The 18247-nt window shown below is 62.7% G+C and carries 16 protein-coding genes; 13 read left to right on the top strand and 3 right to left on the bottom strand.

Going from position 1 to position 18247, the window contains the following annotated elements; genetic code table 11:
- Positions 1-68 precede the first annotated feature (68 nt).
- The 7 genes from CCX87_RS10795 to CCX87_RS10765 all read left to right on the top strand — a co-directional run bounded on the left by CCX87_RS10795 (position 69) and on the right by CCX87_RS10765 (position 8700).
- Entirely contained in the window at positions 69-1301 is a 1233-nt protein-coding gene (locus tag CCX87_RS10795) for a branched-chain amino acid ABC transporter substrate-binding protein (protein ID WP_087746210.1), read from the top strand.
- Between the two features lie 67 nt (positions 1302-1368).
- Positions 1369-2322: a branched-chain amino acid ABC transporter permease gene (locus tag CCX87_RS10790; RefSeq protein WP_087746208.1), complete on the top strand. Its 954-nt coding sequence runs from the start codon at positions 1369-1371 to the stop codon at positions 2320-2322.
- A 4-nt stretch (positions 2323-2326) separates the two neighbouring features.
- The gene (locus CCX87_RS10785; RefSeq protein WP_087746205.1) at positions 2327-3649 is read left to right on the top strand and encodes a branched-chain amino acid ABC transporter permease; all 1323 of its coding nucleotides are present in this window, start codon (positions 2327-2329) and stop codon (positions 3647-3649) included.
- A gap of 2 nt (positions 3650-3651) precedes the next feature.
- A complete protein-coding gene (locus CCX87_RS10780) occupies positions 3652-4434 on the top strand; it encodes an ABC transporter ATP-binding protein (protein ID WP_087746204.1) in 783 nt (260 codons plus the stop codon).
- 1 nt (position 4435) lies between these two features.
- Positions 4436-5131 carry an ABC transporter ATP-binding protein gene (locus CCX87_RS10775; protein ID WP_087746201.1) on the top strand — a complete coding sequence of 232 codons (696 nt, stop codon included), beginning with the start codon at positions 4436-4438 and terminating at the stop codon, positions 5129-5131.
- 210 nt (positions 5132-5341) lie between these two features.
- Complete coding sequence (locus CCX87_RS10770; protein ID WP_087746199.1) at positions 5342-7441, top strand: 3-hydroxyacyl-CoA dehydrogenase NAD-binding domain-containing protein; 2100 nt, start codon at positions 5342-5344, stop codon at positions 7439-7441.
- Between the two features lie 83 nt (positions 7442-7524).
- On the top strand, positions 7525-8700 hold the full coding sequence (locus CCX87_RS10765) for an acetyl-CoA C-acyltransferase (RefSeq protein WP_087746197.1): 1176 nt from the start codon (positions 7525-7527) through the stop codon (positions 8698-8700).
- 166 nt (positions 8701-8866) lie between these two features.
- On the opposite strand, the gene CCX87_RS10760 is transcribed toward CCX87_RS10765, so the two are convergent.
- A complete protein-coding gene (locus CCX87_RS10760) occupies positions 8867-10258 on the bottom strand; it encodes an aminotransferase-like domain-containing protein (RefSeq protein ID WP_087746195.1) in 1392 nt (463 codons plus the stop codon).
- Between the two features lie 178 nt (positions 10259-10436).
- Between CCX87_RS10760 and CCX87_RS10755 the strand changes: the two genes are divergently transcribed.
- Together CCX87_RS10755 and CCX87_RS10750 are read left to right on the top strand one after the other, a co-directional pair.
- Positions 10437-10670: a hypothetical protein gene (locus CCX87_RS10755; RefSeq protein ID WP_087746193.1), complete on the top strand. Its 234-nt coding sequence runs from the start codon at positions 10437-10439 to the stop codon at positions 10668-10670.
- Between the two features lie 225 nt (positions 10671-10895).
- Positions 10896-12734, top strand: a complete 1839-nt coding sequence (locus CCX87_RS10750; protein WP_087746191.1) for an acyl-CoA dehydrogenase — start codon at positions 10896-10898, stop codon at positions 12732-12734.
- Here CCX87_RS10750 and CCX87_RS10745 read toward each other — a convergent pair.
- Both CCX87_RS10745 and CCX87_RS10740 read right to left on the bottom strand, forming a co-directional pair.
- Positions 12731-13924, bottom strand: a complete 1194-nt coding sequence (locus tag CCX87_RS10745; RefSeq protein WP_087746189.1) for a VanZ family protein — start codon at positions 13922-13924, stop codon at positions 12731-12733. The genes CCX87_RS10750 and CCX87_RS10745 overlap by 4 nt on opposite strands.
- A 238-nt stretch (positions 13925-14162) precedes the next feature.
- A complete protein-coding gene (locus CCX87_RS10740; protein WP_232476383.1) occupies positions 14163-14843 on the bottom strand; it encodes a PEP-CTERM sorting domain-containing protein in 681 nt (226 codons plus the stop codon).
- Between the two features lie 382 nt (positions 14844-15225).
- Here CCX87_RS10740 and CCX87_RS10735 point away from each other — a divergent pair, with 382 nt between their 5' ends.
- The 4 genes from CCX87_RS10735 to CCX87_RS10720 all read left to right on the top strand — a co-directional run bounded on the left by CCX87_RS10735 (position 15226) and on the right by CCX87_RS10720 (position 18215).
- Positions 15226-16017, top strand: a complete 792-nt coding sequence (locus CCX87_RS10735; RefSeq protein ID WP_087746184.1) for an SDR family oxidoreductase — start codon at positions 15226-15228, stop codon at positions 16015-16017.
- Positions 16018-16190: 173 nt separating this feature from the next.
- The gene (locus tag CCX87_RS10730; protein ID WP_087748294.1) at positions 16191-16616 is read left to right on the top strand and encodes a PaaI family thioesterase; all 426 of its coding nucleotides are present in this window, start codon (positions 16191-16193) and stop codon (positions 16614-16616) included.
- A 112-nt stretch (positions 16617-16728) separates the two neighbouring features.
- A complete protein-coding gene (locus CCX87_RS10725) occupies positions 16729-17745 on the top strand; it encodes an NADP-dependent oxidoreductase (RefSeq protein WP_087746182.1) in 1017 nt (338 codons plus the stop codon).
- A 2-nt stretch (positions 17746-17747) separates the two neighbouring features.
- A complete protein-coding gene (locus CCX87_RS10720) occupies positions 17748-18215 on the top strand; it encodes a GNAT family N-acetyltransferase (protein ID WP_087746180.1) in 468 nt (155 codons plus the stop codon).
- The last annotated feature ends 32 nt before the right edge of the window (positions 18216-18247 follow it).

Genomic DNA, 18247 nt, shown 5'->3' with positions numbered 1-18247 from the left:
TCCCTGAGCGATGGCTTGTTGCAACGCGGTACGCTGCATCCGGTTGATACAACAGGAGACAAGAGATTATGAAATTTGCTATCAAAGCAGTAGCTGCATCCGCCCTTCTGGTAAGCGCTGGCGGCGTATTTGCCCAAAATGGCGAGATCGTCAAGATCGCCTGGCTGGATCCGCTCTCGGGTCTCATGGCCGCAGTCGGAACGAACCAGCTCAAGAGCTTTCAGTTTCTGGCCGAGGAGTTCAGCAAGAAGAATGCCGCCGGTGTCAAATTTGAAATCATCGGCATCGACAACAAGCTCAGCCCGCAGGAAACCACCAGTGCACTGCGCTCGGCGATGGACCAGGGGGCCCGCTATGTGGTGCAGGGCAACGGCTCAGGCCCCGCGCTGGCCATCATCGATGCGCTGGAAAAGCACAACGCCCGCAACCCCGGCAAGGAAGTGCTGTTCCTCAACTACGCCGCGGTGGACCCCGACCTCACCAACAGCAAGTGCAGCTACTGGCATTTCCGTCTGGATGCCGATACCTCCATGAAGATGGAAGCGCTGACCACCTACATGAAGGATCTTCCTGAGGTCAAGAAGGTCTATCTGATCAACCAGAACTATTCGCACGGCCACCAGGTTTCCAAGTTCGCCAAGGAAATGATGAAGCGCAAGCGCCCCGATGTGCAGTTTGTCGGCGACGACCTGCACCCGCTGGCCCAGGTGCGTGACTTCTCGCCCTACATCGCCAAAATCAAGGCCTCGGGCGCCGACAGCGTGATCACCGGCAACTGGGGCTCCGACCTGGCGCTGCTCATCAAGGCAGCCAACGATTCGGGCCTGAACAACGTCAACTTCTACACCTACTACGGCTCCGTCACCGGCAGCCCCACTGCCATGGGCGCCGCCGCAGCGGGTCGTGTGTACATGGCGGCATACGCTCACATGAACCTGCCGGGCCCGCTGAACCAGATCGTTGTGGACTACAAGAAGAAGTTCAACGACGACATGTACACCGGCGCCGTGTACCACGCCTTCTCGATGTTGTCCGAAGGCTTTGTCAAGGCCAAGTCAACTGACCCCGTCAAGGTGGCTACCGTGCTCGAAGGCATGAAGTTCAAGAGCTTCAACGGCGAGGTCGAGATGCGCAAGACCGATCACCAGCTGCAGCAAGGCCTGTTCATCTCGAAGTGGGAAAAGGCCGGCGGCAAATATCCGATCGATTCCGAGAGCACTGGCTACACATTCGTTCCGGTGAAGTACTACGAGCCCTATGTGGCCAGCACGCCCACCTCGTGCCAGATGAAGCGTCCGTAACCTCGCCTCCATCGCTTTGAGGCCCGACCCACTCGGGCCTTTTTTTACCCAGCAATGAAAAATTCCCATGAATCCTGAGTTTTTCGTGATCTCTTTGCTCAACGGCGTCAGCTACGGGCTGCTGCTGTTCATGCTGAGTTCAGGCCTCACGCTCATCTTCAGCATGATGGGTGTGCTCAACTTTGCGCACACCAGCTTTTACATGCTGGGGGCCTACTTTGCCTACACCATCTCCAACGTGGTGGGGTTCTGGCCCGCGCTGGTGCTTGCTCCGTTGGCGGTTGGCGCACTGGGGGCCGTTTTTGAACGCTACAGCCTGCGTCGTGTGCACAAGTTCGGCCATGTGCCAGAGTTGCTGGTGACCTTCGGGCTGTCCTATCTGATCCTGGAGCTGGTGCAACTGGTGTGGGGGCGCTCCACCGTTCCCTATGGCCTGCCTGCGCAGCTGCAGGGGCCGCTGTTCACGCTGTATGGCACGCAGTTTCCCAAGTCGCGCTCGTTTGTGATGCTGGTGGCGTTGCTGATGCTGGTGTCGGTGTGGCTGCTGCTCACGCGCACCCGCATTGGGCTGGTCATTCAGGCGGCCCTCAAGCACCCTGAGATGGTGGAAGCCCTGGGCCATAACGTGCCTCGCGTTTTCATGCTGGTGTTTGGGGGGGGATGCGCACTGGCGGGCCTGGCCGGGGTGATTGGCGGCAATACCTATGTCACCGAGCCTGCCATGGCCGGCTCGGTGGGCTCCATCATCTTCGTGGTGGTGGTGGTCGGCGGCATGGGTTCGCTGGCCGGGGCTTTTCTGGCGTCGCTGCTGATCGGCCTGGTGCAGACCTTTGCCGTGGCCATCGATTACTCGCTGGCGTCAGCGCTGCAAGGCATGGGCGTGGCAGTGTCAGAGGCCACCTTCGGCTGGCCTTTGCTCAAGCTCACGGTCTCGCAGGTGGCGCCCATCCTGCCGTATCTTTTTTTGGTTCTGATTTTGATTTTCCGTCCCAAGGGCCTGCTGGGTACACGGGAAGACTGACGCCATGAAGTCCACCACATCATCTGTTTCTCCGGCCACGCAGTACTACCGGTTCAAGCCCTGGAACGTGGGCCGTCTGGTCGTCTGGAGCCTGTTTGCGGTCATGCTCATCGTGGCGCCCATGCTGTTTCGCAGCAGCCTGGCGCTGACCATGCTTTCGCAGATCGGCTATCTCATCATCATCTGCCTGTCCTACAACATGCTGCTGGGGCAGGGCGGTATGCTGAGCTTTGGACATGCGGTGTACACGGGCCTGGGCTCGTTCATCGCCATCCATGCGATGAATCTGGCTGGCAAAGGCGCGCTGTCTGTGCCGCTGGTGCTGATTCCCCTGGTGGGCGGCCTGGCCGGCATGTTCTTCGCCATCCTTCTGGGGTTCGTGACGACCAAGAAATCGGGCACGACGTTTGCCATGATCACGCTGGGTATTGGCGAGCTGGTCGCCTCGATGGCGCTGATGTTTCCCGAGTTTTTTGGCGGGGAGGGCGGCATCACCACCGACCGTGTGTATGGCCAGTCGTTCTTGGGCATCACGTTCGGCCCGGCTATTCAGGTGTATTACCTGATCGCGGTGTACTGTTTCATCTGCACCGCGGCCATGTTCGCCTTCACGGGCACGCCGCTCGGCCGTATTCTCAATGCCGTGCGCGATAACCCTGAACGCGTCGAATTCATCGGCTACAACACCCAGCGCGTGCGCTATTTCGCCTTCATCATTGCCGGCTTCTTTGCCGGCATCGGGGGCGGGCTGGCGGCGATCAATTTCGAAATCGTCACGGGCGCTGACAGCGTGAACGTGCTGCGCTCGGGGAGCTATCTGCTGTTCACCTTTCTGGGCGGCGCCACCTTCTTTTTCGGGCCCATCATCGGCGCGGTCTTGCTGGTACTGGCGTCGGTGCTGCTGTCCGAGCTGTCCAAGGCCTGGCTGCTGTATCTGGGGCTCGTCTTCCTGTTCATGGTGATGTATGCGCCCGGCGGCATTGCCAGCCTGATCATGATGAATCTGCGCCTGGCGAAGTTTGGCAAGCTGCGCACCCTGTTGCCTTCCTACATGGCGCTGGGCGGCACGGCGCTGGTGGCCGTGCTGGGGGCGGCCGCCATGGTGGAGATGACCTACCACCTCCAGCTCAATGCGGCCCTGGGGCCACAACTGAGTTTTCTGGGGGCCACTTTGCAGGCCAACTCGGTGGGCAGCTGGTTTGGCGCGGGGTTCGTGCTGGTCACAGGGCTGGGGCTGTTCGAGTTGTGCCGGCGCCAGTTTGTGCGCCAGTGGGGATTGATTCAGGAAGAGATCGAACACGAAATCAAGCGGGGGGAAGCGCTGTGACCATGGCGACAAACGCACTTTGTGCGCTCGAACTGCGTGATCTGCGCAAGAGTTTTGGCAAGACGGAAATCATCCGTGGAGTGAACCTGGCCGTGCAGCCCGGCGAACGGGTGGCCATCATCGGCCCCAATGGCGCGGGCAAGTCCACGCTGTTCAACCTGATCAGCGGGCGCTTTGGTCCCACCAGCGGCGAAGTGCTGCTCAATGGCCAGCGCATCGATGGCAAGGCGCCCTACGAGATCAATCGCATGGGGTTGTCACGCAGCTTTCAGATCACCAACATCTTTCCCAAGCTGAGCGTGTTCGAAAACCTGCGCTGCGGCGTGCTCTGGAGCATGGGCTACAAGTACACTTTCCTGCGTTTTCTTTCGAGCCTGGACGACGCTAACGAGCGCGCCAAGCAGCTCATGGAAATGATCCAGCTCGACAAGAAACGCGACACGCTGGCCGTGAACCTGACCTATGCCGAGCAGCGTGCGCTGGAGATCGGCGTCACCATTGCCGGCGGGGCCAATGTGGTTCTGCTGGACGAACCCACGGCCGGCATGAGCCGCAGCGAAACCACGCGCTTCATCCATCTCATCAAGGAAGTGACCGAAGGGCGCACCTTGCTCACGGTGGAGCACGACATGGGCGTGGTGTTCGGCCTGGCCGACAAGATTGCCGTGGTGGTGTATGGCGAGGTCATCGCCTTTGACACCCCCGACAAAGTGCGCGCCAATGCGCGCGTGCAGGAGGCCTATCTGGGATCCGCCGTTGCCGATGCCCAGGCGGGGGGACACTGACATGCTGAAAATCGACAATCTCCACGCCTATTACGGCAAAAGCCATGTGCTGCATGGCGTCTCTTTCGATGTCCAACCTGGTGAAATCGTGGCCCTGCTGGGGCGCAATGGTTCGGGCCGCTCCACCACCGCCAAGGCCATCATGGGCCTGGTGGAGTGGGAGGGAAGCCTGCAATGGAAGGGGCAGGCACTCAAGGGCAAGAAGGCCTACGAGATTGCGCACCTGGGGTTGGGCTATGTGCCCGAAAGTCGCGACATCTTCCCCAACCTCACGGTGCACCAGAACCTCATACTCGGGCAAAAAGGCAAGGGCAAGAGCAGCCGCTGGTCGTTTGACGACATGTACAACATGTTTCCCCGCCTCAAGGAGCGCCAGCACATCGAAGCCGGTGTGATGTCGGGCGGCGAGCAGCAGATGCTCACGCTGTGCCGCACCCTGATGGGCGACCCCGACCTCATCATCATTGACGAACCTACCGAGGGCCTGGCCCCCAAGATCGTCGAGTTGGTTGGGCAATACCTGCAGACCATCAAGTCGCGTGGCATTTCGGTGCTGCTGATCGAGCAGAAGCTCACTATCGCCATGACCATTTCCGACCGCACGCTCGTCATGGGGCATGGGAGCATTGTTTTCCAGGGCACGCCGGACACCTTGCGGGCCGACAACCATGTGCGCAAGGAATGGCTGGAAGTCTGATGGGGCGCGCCGCAGTGCCCGCAGTGTGGCAGGCAAGGGATTGCCTGCAAAGAATTCGCAGACCTGTGCCAACGGGTGGTTTTGTCCAGGTTTGCATGGCCCGCACGCTGATGTCCCGGGCGGGACAAATCAGTGCAGGCTAGGCGGCCAGAACTCTCTACAATCAAAATGGCACGACCGTTCTTTTTCTAATTTCCAAGGAACAACAGCATGACCGCTGAATACAAAGTCCACGGCTCCGTTGCCGTGATCACGCTGGCCAATCCTCCCGTCAACGGGCTCGGCCTGTCCACCCGTCAGGGCGTTGTGGACGGTTTGACCCGTGCCAATGACGATGCCGCAGTGACGTCCATCGTCATCACCGGCGCGGGCGGTGCGTTTTCTGGCGGTGCCGACATCAAGGAGTTTGGCACCGACAAATCCCTGCAAGAGCCCAACCTGCACTCCGTGATTTCCGCCGTCGAGAATTCGCCCAAGCCCGTGGTGGCTGCGATCCACTCGGTCTGCATGGGCGGCGGGCTGGAGCTGGCCTTGGGTTGCCACTACCGCATTGCTGCCCCTGGCTGCAGCGTGGCCTTGCCCGAGGTCAAGCTGGGCATCCTGCCCGGCGCAGGCGGCACGCAGCGCCTGCCGCGCGTGGTGGGCGTGGAAGCGGCCCTGAACATGATCGTGAGTGGCGAGCCGGTCAAGAGCGAACTGATTGGTTCCATGCCGGGCCAGAAGCTGTTCGACAAAATGGCTGCATCGCCCGAGGCGCTGGCTGCCGAGGCCCTGGCTTTCGCGCAGAGCGTGGCTGACGTGCGTCCGCTGCCGCTGGTGCGCAACCTGCCTTGCAAGCACCCCCAGGGCGATGCGTACTTCCAGTTCGCGCGCAACATGGTCAAGGGCATGAGCAAGAACTTCCCGGCGCCCGCCAAGTGTGTGGACGCCGTCGAGGCTGCCACCAGGCGCAAGTTTGCCGACGGCCTGCTCTTCGAGCGCGAGCTGTTCATCAACCTGATGTGGACGCCCGAGTCGCGTTCGCTGCGCCACCTGTTCCTGGCCGAGCGCGCGGCGAGCAAGATTCCCGACGTACCGTCCGACACGCCCAAGCGCGATATCCAGGCCGTGGCCGTGATCGGCGCCGGCACCATGGGCGGCGGCATCGCCATGAACTTCCTGAACGCGGGCATCCCCGTGAAGATGCTGGAGATGAAGCAGGAGGCGCTGGACCGTGGCATCGCCACCATCAAGAAGAACTACGAAGCCCAGGTCAAGAAGGGCAAGCTGAAGGCAGACAAATACGAGCAGCGCATGGCCCTGCTGACCACCACGCTCAATTACGCCGACCTCAAGGACGCCGACCTCGTGATCGAAGCCGTGTTCGAAGAACTGGGCGTGAAGGAAGCCGTGTTCAAGCAGCTTGATGCCGTGATGAAGCCTGGCGCCATCCTGGCCTCCAACACCTCCACGCTCGACGTGAACAAGATCGCCCACTTCACCCAGCGTCCGCAGGACGTGGTGGGCCTGCACTTCTTCAGCCCCGCCAACGTGATGAAGCTGCTCGAAGTGGTGCGCGGCGATGCCACCGCCAAGGACGTGCTCGCCACCGTGATGGCCACCGCCAAGAAGATCAAGAAAACCGCCGTGGTCTCGGGCGTGTGCGACGGCTTCATCGGCAACCGCATGATCGAGCAATACGGCCGCCAGGGCGGCTTCTTGCTCGACGAAGGCTGCACGCCCGAGCAGGTGGACAAGGCGATGGAAAAATTCGGCATGGCCATGGGCCCGTTCCGCATGGGCGACCTGGCCGGCAACGACATCGGCTGGGCCATCCGCAAGCGCCGCTACACCGAAAAACCCGGCATGAAGTACAGCAAGACCGCCGACCTGCTGTGCGAAAAAGGCCGCTTCGGCCAGAAGACCGGCGCGGGCTGGTACGACTACGTGCCCGGCAAGCGCGATGCGATCCCGAACGCCGAGGTGGTGAAGATGATCGAAGACCACCGCGCCTCGCTCGGCATCATCCCGCGCAAGATTTCCGATGAAGAAATCGTCCAGCGGCTGGTGTTCAGCCTGGTCAACGAAGCCGCCCACATCCTCGAAGAGGGCATTGCCAACAAGGCCAGCGATATCGACGTGGTCTATATCTTTGGCTATGGCTTCCCGGTGCACCGTGGCGGCCCGCTGAACTACGCCAACGAGGTCGGCCTGTTCAACGTGGTGCAGGCCATGAACCGCTTTGCCAAGAACCCGCTGGACGATGCCGCGTTCTGGAAGCCCGCGCCGCTGCTGGCCAGGCTGGCTGCCGAAGGCAAGGCGTTCAACTGATTGATGCGAAGCCGCACCGCATGCGCGCGAAGCCTGCCTGAGCAGGCCGCCCACGGTGCGTTCCACCCCTGAAAGGATTTTCCATGACTTCCGCAGTGATTGTTTCCACCGCCCGCACCCCGCTTGCCAAGAGTTGGAAGGGTTCCTTCAACATGACCCACGGCGCCACGCTGGGCGGCCACGCCGTGCAGCATGCCGTGCAGCGCGCCGGAGTTGACCCGGCCGACATCGACGACGTGCTGATGGGCTGTGCCACGCCCGAAGGCGCCACCGGCGCCAACATCGCGCGCCAGATCGCCTTGCGTGCCGGCCTGCCCATCACCGTGTCGGGCGTCACCGTCAACCGTTTCTGTTCGTCCGGCCTGCAGACCATCGCCATGGCCGCGCAGCGCATCATTGCCGGCGAGGCCGATGTGTTCGTGGCGGGCGGCGTGGAAAGCATCTCCTGCGTGCAGCAGGAAATGAACACCCGCATGCTGCAAGACCTGGCGCTGGCCAAGGCCAAGCCCGAGATCTACTGGAGCATGCTGCAGACCGCCGAGCAGGTGGCCAAGCGCTATCACATCGGCCGTGAAGCCATGGATGAATACGGCGCCGCCAGCCAGCAAAAGGCCTGCGCCGCCCAGGCTGCTGGCCTGTTTGACGCCGAAATCGCCGCCATCACCGTGACGGCTGGCGTGGTTGACAAGGTCATGGGCCTCACCACCAGGCAAGTCACCGTGAGCCGCGACGAAGGCACGCGCGAAGGCACCACCGTAGAGGCCATCAGCGGCCTGCGCCCGGCCCTGCCGGGCGGCCTGATCTCGGCCGGCAACGCCAGCCAGTTCAGCGACGGTGCCGGCGCCTGCGTGCTGACCAGCGAAGACTACGCCAGCAAAAAGGGCCTCAAGCCCCTGGGCCGCTTCCTTGGCTTCGCCGTGGCCGGTTGCGAGCCCGACGAGATGGGTATCGGCCCCGTGTTCGCCGTGCCCAAGGTGCTCAAAAAGCTGGGCCTCACGGTGCAGGACATCGATCTGTGGGAGCTGAACGAAGCCTTTGCCGTGCAGGTGCTGTACTGCCGCGACAAGCTGGGCATCCCCGCAGACCGCCTGAACGTCAACGGCGGCGCCATTGCGCTGGGCCACCCCTACGGTGTGTCGGGCCAGCGCCTTACGGGCCACGCCCTCATCGAAGGCAAGCGCCGCGGTGCCAAGCGCGTGTGCGTGACCATGTGCATCGGTGGTGGCATGGGCGCGGCCGGCGTGTTTGAAGTGCTGTAAGCGCTGGCGACGCGCTGAAGATCAACGCCCCGCACAGGTCGAAAGGTTTGTGCGGGGCGTTTGCTATCTTGTTGATAGCTGTAGACGCTTTGTGGGTGCTCGCTAGAGGTCAAAAACGCTGCTTTTTAGTTCGTCGGGCAATCAAAACAGCTGATCTCCAGGACCGCTAAACCACAGCAGCGCTGAACGACTCGGGCCGCTGCGCAAGCAGATGGGACAGCCGTTGAAGACCCGCCTGCAAGCGGCCACGGTCCTTGATGCTGCCCAAAGAGATGCGAATGGCGTTCACCGATTTGCTGCTCGTTGCGCCCGTGGCGAATGCCTCCGCCGGTGTGACGGCGATGCCGGAGCTAGCGGCTGCATGCGCAAGCTGCGAGGGGTTCCAATACCCCGGCAACTCGAGCCATACATGCAGGCCGTCTCCAGCGCCGCTGTACCGCCCCGCCAGAATATCCCTGGCCATCCGGTGGCGCAGACGCGCCTCCTTGCGTACGCCTTCCATCAATCCGGCAGCCGAACCATCAAGGATCCACTGCGTGGCCAGTGCGGCCGTCACAGGCGCGACCATCAGCGCAAAGGATCTGAGCGCGACCAGGAAACGTTCGCGCTCAATCGGGTCCCGTATGAGCACGAAGGCGACACGCAAGCCGGGCGTCAGGCATTTTGACAAGGTGGAGATGTAGTACACCTGCTCCGGGGCCAACGTGGCAATCGGTGGTGGCGGGGCATCGGCAAGCAGCCAGTAGGGATCGTCCTCGACGATGCGCACATGGCAGCGCATGGCGATGCTGGCGAGTTCCTGGCGCCGGTGTTCCGGCATGGTGATGGTGGTCGGGTTCTGCAATGTCGGGTTGAGGTAGACCAGCGCAGGCTGGTGCTGGCGGCACGCTTGGCTGAGCATGTCAGGCACCATCCCGTGCTGGTCCGCTTCCACCGCAACGATGCGACGGCCGAGCTGGGTTGCTGCGGCACGCAAGCCGGGATAGCTCGTTGGTTCTGTCAATATCACATCGCCAGGCTCCGTCAGCGCAAGGATCAATGCGGCGATCGCCGCTTGCGCGCCCGGACAGACAAGCACCTGCCCTGAATCCAGATAGCCAAACATCGGTGCGAGCCATTGGGCTCCCGCCTTGCGGTCAGAGTCGCTTCCCCCGCCCAGGTGGTAAGTCATCAGCAATTCAGTATTTGCCCGCATCAACACTTGAGACAAACCTTGTTTCAGCATGTCGTCGAAGTCCACGCCATCCGGCGGCGGTGGGGTATTCATGCTCAGATCGAGGATGGCGGTCAGTTCGACTTTCGGCGCCGCGACATAAGTGCCTCGGGCGCCGCGTCCTTCCAGCAAGTGGCGGCGTCTGGCTTCGTCGTATGCGCGCGTGACCGTCGTCAGGTCGACCTCCAGCCGTGCTGCCAACTGGCGCTGCGGAGGTAGACGGTCGCCCGGGGTCAAAGATCCGTCTGCCACCGCCGCCTGCAACGCATCCGCGATCTGCAAAAAACGTGGTCCGCCCTGCGCGGCCAATCGCGGCAACCAGATGGGCAAATTGTCATCTTGCATGGTTTTCAACGGGGACAGCTTGTCTCAATGTATGGAAATTGCTTTTAAGTAGTATGTCCCTGAACCTACAGCAACACCATTCTTGTATGGCCGTCGCTGCACGTTTTTGCCTCTCTCATCCAAGAGGCAGCGCTCCTCACGATAGACGGTGTCAAGTCATAGGCTGGAAATTCTCAAAATGATCGATTGGGTCCCTGTAGTCTTCGTTACGTTCAAGGTTCTCATCTTCGGCGCGGGCATGTTCTTCGCCATCAAGTGGCATTACGACCAAGGGAAGAAGGGGATGAACAAGCGCGCGCTACTGCGCACGGGCTGCAAGGTGGCTGCCGTCTTCATGCTGGCACTCCTGGGCGTGCTGTTCTTCACCTTCGGCCTTGCCAGGATGCTCGGAATGGACTTGAGCCTCCCATGATGGCAAAGGCTGGGCGGCCGATTCCAGGCATGTGGGAATCCACTTGCTTCAGATGACGAAGTTGAAGCCAGGGATTTCGAGCAGAAACCTTGACATGGGCAGATGTCTGCTATGGGCTGGCTGCCGAATCTCGTGGCTGACCGCTTCACAAGTGTCTGACCAACCGTCTCATCGCGTCGCGCAGTGGACATGCCTTGCCAGGTGCAGCCACCCATAATTTGCCGCATGACGACCTCTCTGCGCTCCACCCTCGATTTCCTGCTCTACAACTGGCTGCAAGCCGAAACGCTGAATACGCGCGAGCGCTTTGCCGACCATTCGCGCGAGACCTTTGATGCGGTGCTTGACACCTGCGAGCGCATTGCGCGCGAGAAATACGCGCCGTTCAACCGCACGGTGGACACGCAAGAGCCGCATTTCGACGGCGAGCGCGTCACGCTGCCCCAGGCCACCAAGGACGCCTACGACGCTTATGCTGCCTCGGGCATGCTCAGTGCCGCGCAGGACTACGCCATTGGCGGCATGCAGCTGCCCTATACGGTAGACGCGGCGGCCAATGCCTTTTTTGCCGTGGCCTCGATCAGCATCAGCTCCAGCCTGCTGAGCGTGGGCAATGCGAACTTGCTGATGGTGCATGGCACGCCGCTGCAAAAGAAGGTGTTCGCACTCAACGAGTTTTCGGGGCGCTTCTCGGGCACCATGTGCCTGTCAGAGCCGCAGGCCGGCTCCAGCTTGAGCGATGTGGCCACGCGGGCTGTGCCGGATGGTGACGCGTTCGAAAGCGATCCGCTCGGCCCGCGCTACCGCCTGACGGGCAACAAGATGTGGATCTCGTCGGGCGAGCATGAGCTGTCTGAGAACATCGTCCACCTGGTGCTGGCCAAGATTCCGGGGCCGGACGGCAAGCTGGTGCCCGGCACGCGCGGAATTTCGCTGTTCATCGTGCCCAAGAAGCTGGTGGATACCGAAGGCAAGCTGACCGGCGTGCGCAACGACGTGGCGCTGGCCGGCCTCAACCACAAGCTGGGCTGGCGCGGCACCACCAACACGCTGCTCAACTTTGGCGAAGGCAAATACCCGGTGCAGGGCAGGGCGGGCGCCGTGGGCTACCTTGTGGGCGAGGCCGGCCGTGGCCTGGCGTGCATGTTCCACATGATGAACGAGGCGCGCATCGGCATCGGCATGGCGGCCACCATGCTGGGCCTGGCCGGCTATTACGCCAGCCTCGACTACGCCAAGAACCGCCCGCAGGGCCGCCCCATGGGTGCAAGTGGCAAGGACGCCGCGCAGCCGCAGGTGCGCATCATTGAGCACGCCGACGTGCGCCGCATGCTGCTGGCGCAAAAGAGCTACGGCGAGGGCGCGCTGGCGCTCAACCTGTTCTGCGCCCGTCTGGTGGACGAGCAGCACACCGGCCAGCCCGACGCTGCCGACGAGGCGCGCCTGCTGCTGGAGGTGCTTACCCCCATCGCCAAGAGCTGGCCCAGCGAGTTTTGCCTGGAGGCCAACTCGCTGGCCATCCAGATCCACGGTGGCTATGGCTACACGCGCGACTTTCCGGTGGAGCAGTATTGGCGCGACAACCGCCTGAACATGATTCACGAGGGCACGCATGGCATCCAGGCCGCAGACCTGCTGGGCCGCAAGGTGCTGATGGAAAACGGCCGGGGCATGCAACTGCTGGCCGCGCGCATGCAGGCCACCATGGCGCGGGCCGCCGCCGAGTCCGAACTGGCGCCGTATGCAGCGCAGCTGGGCGATGCCTTGCAGCAGGTGGCCGCCGCCACGCAGGCCGCCTGGGCTACAGGCAACCCCGCCGAGGCGCTGGCCAACGCCGTGCCCTACATGCAGGCCTTCGGCCACACGGTGCTGGCCTGGGTGTGGCTGGATGTATTGCTGGCCACGCTGCGCGCGGATGCTACGCTTTCAGTAGCTGCTAGCGCAGGCAGGATGGGCGCTGCACGCTATTTTTACCATTACGAGCTGCCCAAGATCACGGCCTGGCTGAACGTGGTGAACCGCCGCGATTTGATCTGCGCCGCGCTCAGCGAAGAGGCGTTTTAGTCCGCGCGAGCACCCACCCACGCACCCACTTGGCGTGGTCTGCGCGCTGCGGTGCATGCCGACAGCAGCCAGCCCATGCCGATGGCCAGCAGCACCGAGGTGATCTCGGCCGTGCGGGTGGGCAAATAGCGCTGCGTCCATTCGCATGCCAAGGCCAGCATGGCCGTGCAGACGGTCATGCCCCCCGGCAAGGCGCCGTTGCGCACCGTGCTCCACACGATCGCGCCAAAGCACAGGCTTTCAAATGCGCGCGGCGTGATCGCAGACTGCACCCAGGTCGAGAGCGTGGAAGCAAACGGCATCCATTCCATGTCGGCCGGCGGCGTGCGCCACGCCCAGGGCCAGATCGCGTCGAGCAGGTAAGTGGCCAGCGCCACCCATGCCGTGGCCGCCCAGCGCGCCCCTGGCGACCACGCATCCAGCCAGCGCCACAGCAACCAGCCGACCGCCATGCCCAGCACCACCGCCATGCCTGGCGACTGACCCACGACCACGAATTTGCCCACCAGTACCGCCAACGCGGCCACCAGTGCCAACGCCCGCGCGCGGTGCGCCAGATGGGCGGTGCGGGCCAGGTGCGCCACGGCCGCCAAGCCGATCACCGCCATGCCTGCATGCAGCAGCATGCGCCGCGGCTGCCACAGGTCTTGCTGCCACAGCGACTTGATGTTTTGCGCCACCGAGGAAACGTCCAGCGTCGGGATCAGTGGATACAGCTCTGCCACCCACCACAGGGCGATCAGCACCAGCGTGAACCGGTCTGCGCCGGCCCAACCCTGGTGCCGGTTCAGCAGGTGCCCCACCCGCCACCGCGCGACAAACCCGGCGCCCCAGCCCAGCGCATACCCCGCCATGTTGAAGATGACGTCTGAAAGGGCAGGGGTGCGGGGCAGGAATTTTTGCAGCCATTGCAGCGCGCTGGCCAATACCGTGGCCGCCACCAGCCAGCCGGCAAAAAAGGCCCACTTGCGCGGCCGCCCCTGCCCAGCCCAGCCCAGCAGCCCACCGAGGGGAACAAACAAAACGATGTTTTCCACCAGGTCCACCAGACCGATGCGGCCGCTCCAGATGAAAGCCTGCGGCGCAGTGAAGTTCCACTGGAAGGGGAACAGCGAGCCATACACAATGAGCAGCAAAACCAGCGCCAGCGCGACCGGGAGGGTGCGCGAGCGGTCATCGACAGATTTCATGGGCGCCTCGGGTCACTGAATCCGGGATCACACCATACAACACCGTGTGGTGACTCTTGGCGCTGGTCGCCCTGAGCTCAGGTGCTTTTAAATTGATAGCTGTCAGCGCTTTATGGATGGGCGCTACACGCTGTTTTTGCCTTGATGAAAGGCCAATAGTCGATGTAGCTGGCGGCCATGGGTGCCATGGGTGAATGCGCCCGGCAGTGTCTCGCACGCCGGGCGGTCACGCAACCGGTCAACGCTGGTTGCGGCGGCGGATCGAGGCGAGCCCTGCGAGGGCAGCGCCGAGCAGGGCCAGCGAGCCGGGCTCGGGCACATTGTTGGGATCTTCAGGGTTGTTGGCCGAGCGGCCGAAGCGCAGGTCGTCAAACCCAAGAATGTCGTTTGTCGCATTGAAAGTCACGCTGGCGATCAGCTGACCGTAGTCAATGAAGCCAACGAATGCGCCGCCACCGTTGATCGCAGAGGGCATGTTGATGGTCTGGGTAACCGAGGAACCATCCACGTAATTGATGGTTTGCTGTGGGACGAGATCTGTCTGCAGGCCATTCACGAAAAAGCCGAAAGCATCCACTGGGTTGACGAAAGAAAAAGTGACCGAGCCGCCACTTACGGTCCGAAAGAGTGCGCCACCCGCAGTGGTATTGAATCCGCACACGGCGCCACATCCGGGGGTTCCGGTGTTGGTCGTGCCGCCGGTGATGGTGAGGTTGGCTGGCAGGGCCGATTCGAAATCCACGGTGTTCAGGCTGCCTGCGACCGAGAGGAACGATGCCGCGGCTGCGGTCGAGTTCACCATTTGCGCGAGTGTGGACACGTTGTTGTCTGCGGCCAGATAAGTCACGGGCGCAGCCTGCACAGCAAGGCAGGCACCCGACAGAATGCTTGCGATGGCGAGTTTGTTTGTCATTGACATAACGGTTTCTCCTGGGGTGGGTTTTGGATCCACTGTTACAAAGCACGCTTTGTGCCATCAATGAAAATCGTTATAAATCAATGACTTGCTGATTTTTCTGGCTGCGGTAACGTCTCAGGTGTAAATAAATTCGACGGATCAACAGGGTGATCCAGCCGCTTCGGGACGAAGGGCTGGCGGCGACGCTTTGGCAGCGGCATTGCGACCATGCAATGCGCGGATGCCCTGTGCTGGGCGTGGCACAGGTGTGTTGGCTGTTCTCGTCCGCGTTTCCCAATCGCCCAGGCGACAGACCCCGCCGCCGCGCCCACGCACAATGCATCGCAATGCAGTGCCAGGCTGGTTGCTGGCCTTGGCCCCATTCAAACCAGGAGACGACGACATGACCCGCACCATCCAACAATTGTTTGACCTCACCGGCAAGACGGCCCTTGTCACCGGTGGCTCGCGCGGGCTGGGCCTGCAGCTGGCGCATGCGCTGGGGGAGGCTGGCGCCAGGATCATGCTGAGTTCGCGCAAGGCGTCAGACCTGGAAGAGGCCACGGCCGACCTGCAGGCCGCCGGCATCGATGCGCGCTGGATCGCCGCCGACTGCGCCCAGGAGGCCGACATTCGGCAACTGGCCGATGAAACCCTGCAGCGCATGGGCAATGTGGATATCTTGGTCAACAATGCCGGCGCGGCCTGGGGCGCGCCCGCCGAAGACCACCCGGTCGAGGCCTGGGACAAGGTGATGAACCTCAACGTGCGCGGCTACTTCATCCTCAGCCAGCACATCGCCAAGCACAGCATGATTGCGCGGCGCAGCGGCAGCATCATCAACGTGGCGTCCATCGCGGGCCTGGGTGGCAACCCGAGCGGCATGAACACCATTGCCTACAACACCTCCAAGGGTGCGGTCATCAATTTCACGCGGGCGCTGGCCGCCGAATGGGGCAAGTACAACATCCGCGTCAATGCCATCTGCCCGGGGTTCTTTCCCAGCAGGATGACGGTGGGCACCTTGAAGGCCATGGGCGAGGAAGCGCTGGCCGCCCACGCCCCGCTGGGTCGCCTGGGCGATGACGAAGACCTCAAGGGCCTGTGTGCCCTGTATGCATCGGATGCGGGCAAGCACATCACCGGCCAATGGCTGGCGGTGGATGGCGGGGTGAGCGTGGTGACCGGCGGATGAGTTGGCGGGCGCCGGCTTTTGAGGGCGGCGCGTTCTGCTTGGGGCTGTCTGGATGGCTTGGAGGCCAGTCCTGCGGCGTGCAAATGCCGTGGGCAAGCGGTCAAGCCCCCAAACCCCGCAGCAGTGCAACAAGGACTATCCTTTCTGCCTTTTCATGAACCCTGGAGTTGCCTGTGTTGAATTTTGGTGCCGAAATCCCGTTTGTCAGCCATCTTGGTTTCACGCTGCACCGCATGTCGGGGGGCGAGTCAGAGTTGCATTACGAAGCGCGCCCTGAGCACCTGAACTCATTTGACGTCACCCACGGTGGTGCGTCGATGACCTTGCTGGACGTGACTCTGGCCACGGCGGCACGCAGCGATACGCCCGACTTTGGCGTGGTCACCATCGAGATGAAGACCAGCTTCATGCGGCCCGCGCGCGGGCCGTTGGTGGCCAAGGGTCGGCTCATCCACCGCACCGCCAGCATGGCTTTCGCTGAAGGCACAGTGTTCGATGCCGAGGGCCGCGTCTGCAGCCACGCCACCGGCACGTTCAAGTATGTGCGACGCCAGCCTGCTGAAGCCGCCGACGGGCAGCGGGTGATTTCGACGGATTGAAGGGCGCTCCGGCACAAGGATGTACTGGAGCCGTTTTTGAGCCAAATCGGGCTCTTGCGCAGTATTCATAAGCGCAAGCAGCTATTAAAACAGTAGTAAAAAGGAGTCTTCCATGCCCCGCAACCAACAAATCGTTCTCGACAACCGCCCCCAGGGCGAGGCCGTGACCAGCAACTTCAAGCTGGTCGCCACCGACACCCCCGCGCTCCAGGATGGTGAGGTGCTGGTGCGCCACCACTACTTGAGCCTGGACCCCTATATGCGCGGCCGCATGAACGAGAGCAAAAGCTATGCGGCCAGCCAGCCGCTGGGCGAGGTGATGATTGGCGGCACGGTGGGTGAGGTGGCCGAGAGCAAGAACCCCAAGTTCGCTGTGGGTGACAAGGTGGTGGGCATGGGCGGCTGGCAGGAATACAGCGTGGTCGATGGCAATGCCGTGGGCGCGCTGCGCAAGGTGGACACCACCCATGTGCCGCTGTCGCACTACCTGGGCGCCGTGGGCATGCCCGGCGTGACGGCCTGGTATGGGCTGGTGAAGATCATTGCGCCCAAGGCGGGCGACACCGTGGTGGTGAGCGCTGCCACCGGCGCCGTGGGCAGCGCCTTTGCCGCACTGGCCAAGGCGCGTGGCTGCCGCGCGGTGGGTATTGCGGGTGGCACCGAAAAGTGCAAGTACGCGGTGGAAGAACTGGGCTTTGACGTGTGCATTGACTACAAGGAACACAGCGACGTGAAGGCCATGTCCAGGGCCTTGAAGGAAGCTTGCCCCAACGGCATCGACGGCTACTTCGAGAACGTGGGCGGCTGGATCATGGACGCCGTCATGCTGCGCATGAACGCCTTCAGCCGCGTGGCCCTGTGCGGCATGATCGCCGGCTACGACGGCGCGCCATTGCCCATGGCCAACCCCGCGCTGATCCTTATCAACCGCATGAAGATCGAAGGCTTCATCGTCAGCGAGCACATGGAAGTGTGGCCCGAGGCCCTCAAAGAGCTGGGCACGCTGGTGGGCACCGGCAAGCTGCGCCCGCGCGAGACCATTGCGCAGGGCATTGCCGCTGCGCCCGAGGCCTTTTTGGGCCTGCTCAAAGGCAAGAACTTCGGCAAGCAATTGGTGCAACTGATCTGAGCATGAGCACCTCGCCGTCCGCACTGCGCTGGACTTGGGCCCGCTTTGACGACCTGGGCGTGCACGCCCTGCATGACACACTGGCCTTACGCTGCAAGGTGTTCATCCTGGAGCAGGGGCCTTACCAGGACCCGGACGGCGCCGACAAGCAATCGTGGCACCTGCTGGGTTACGACGAGGCTGGTGTGTTGCAAGCCAGCCTGCGGGTGGTGGACCCGGGGGTGAACTACCCCGAGCCGTCCATCGGGCGCGTGGTCACGGCGCGCGAGGCGCGCGGCGGCGGTGTGGGGCGCGCGCTGATGGAGCAGGGGCTGGCCCGTTGCTTCCAGGTGTGGCCGGGCAGGGCAGTGCGCATCAGCGCGCAGGCGCATCTGCAACGCTTTTACGGCAGCCTGGGGTTCGTGGCGGTGTCCGCGGTTTACCTCGAAGACGACATTCCCCACATCGAGATGCTCTGGAGCCCGCCCTGAACGGGGGCGCGGCGTCCGAGCAGTTCGTTTTC

Origin of the sequence: Acidovorax sp. T1, assembly GCF_002176815.1 — a bacterium.
Lineage (GTDB): Bacteria > Pseudomonadota > Gammaproteobacteria > Burkholderiales > Burkholderiaceae_C > Acidovorax.
Note: the sequence above shows the minus strand (reverse complement) of the source record. Positions and strands in the feature narration are given on the sequence as shown.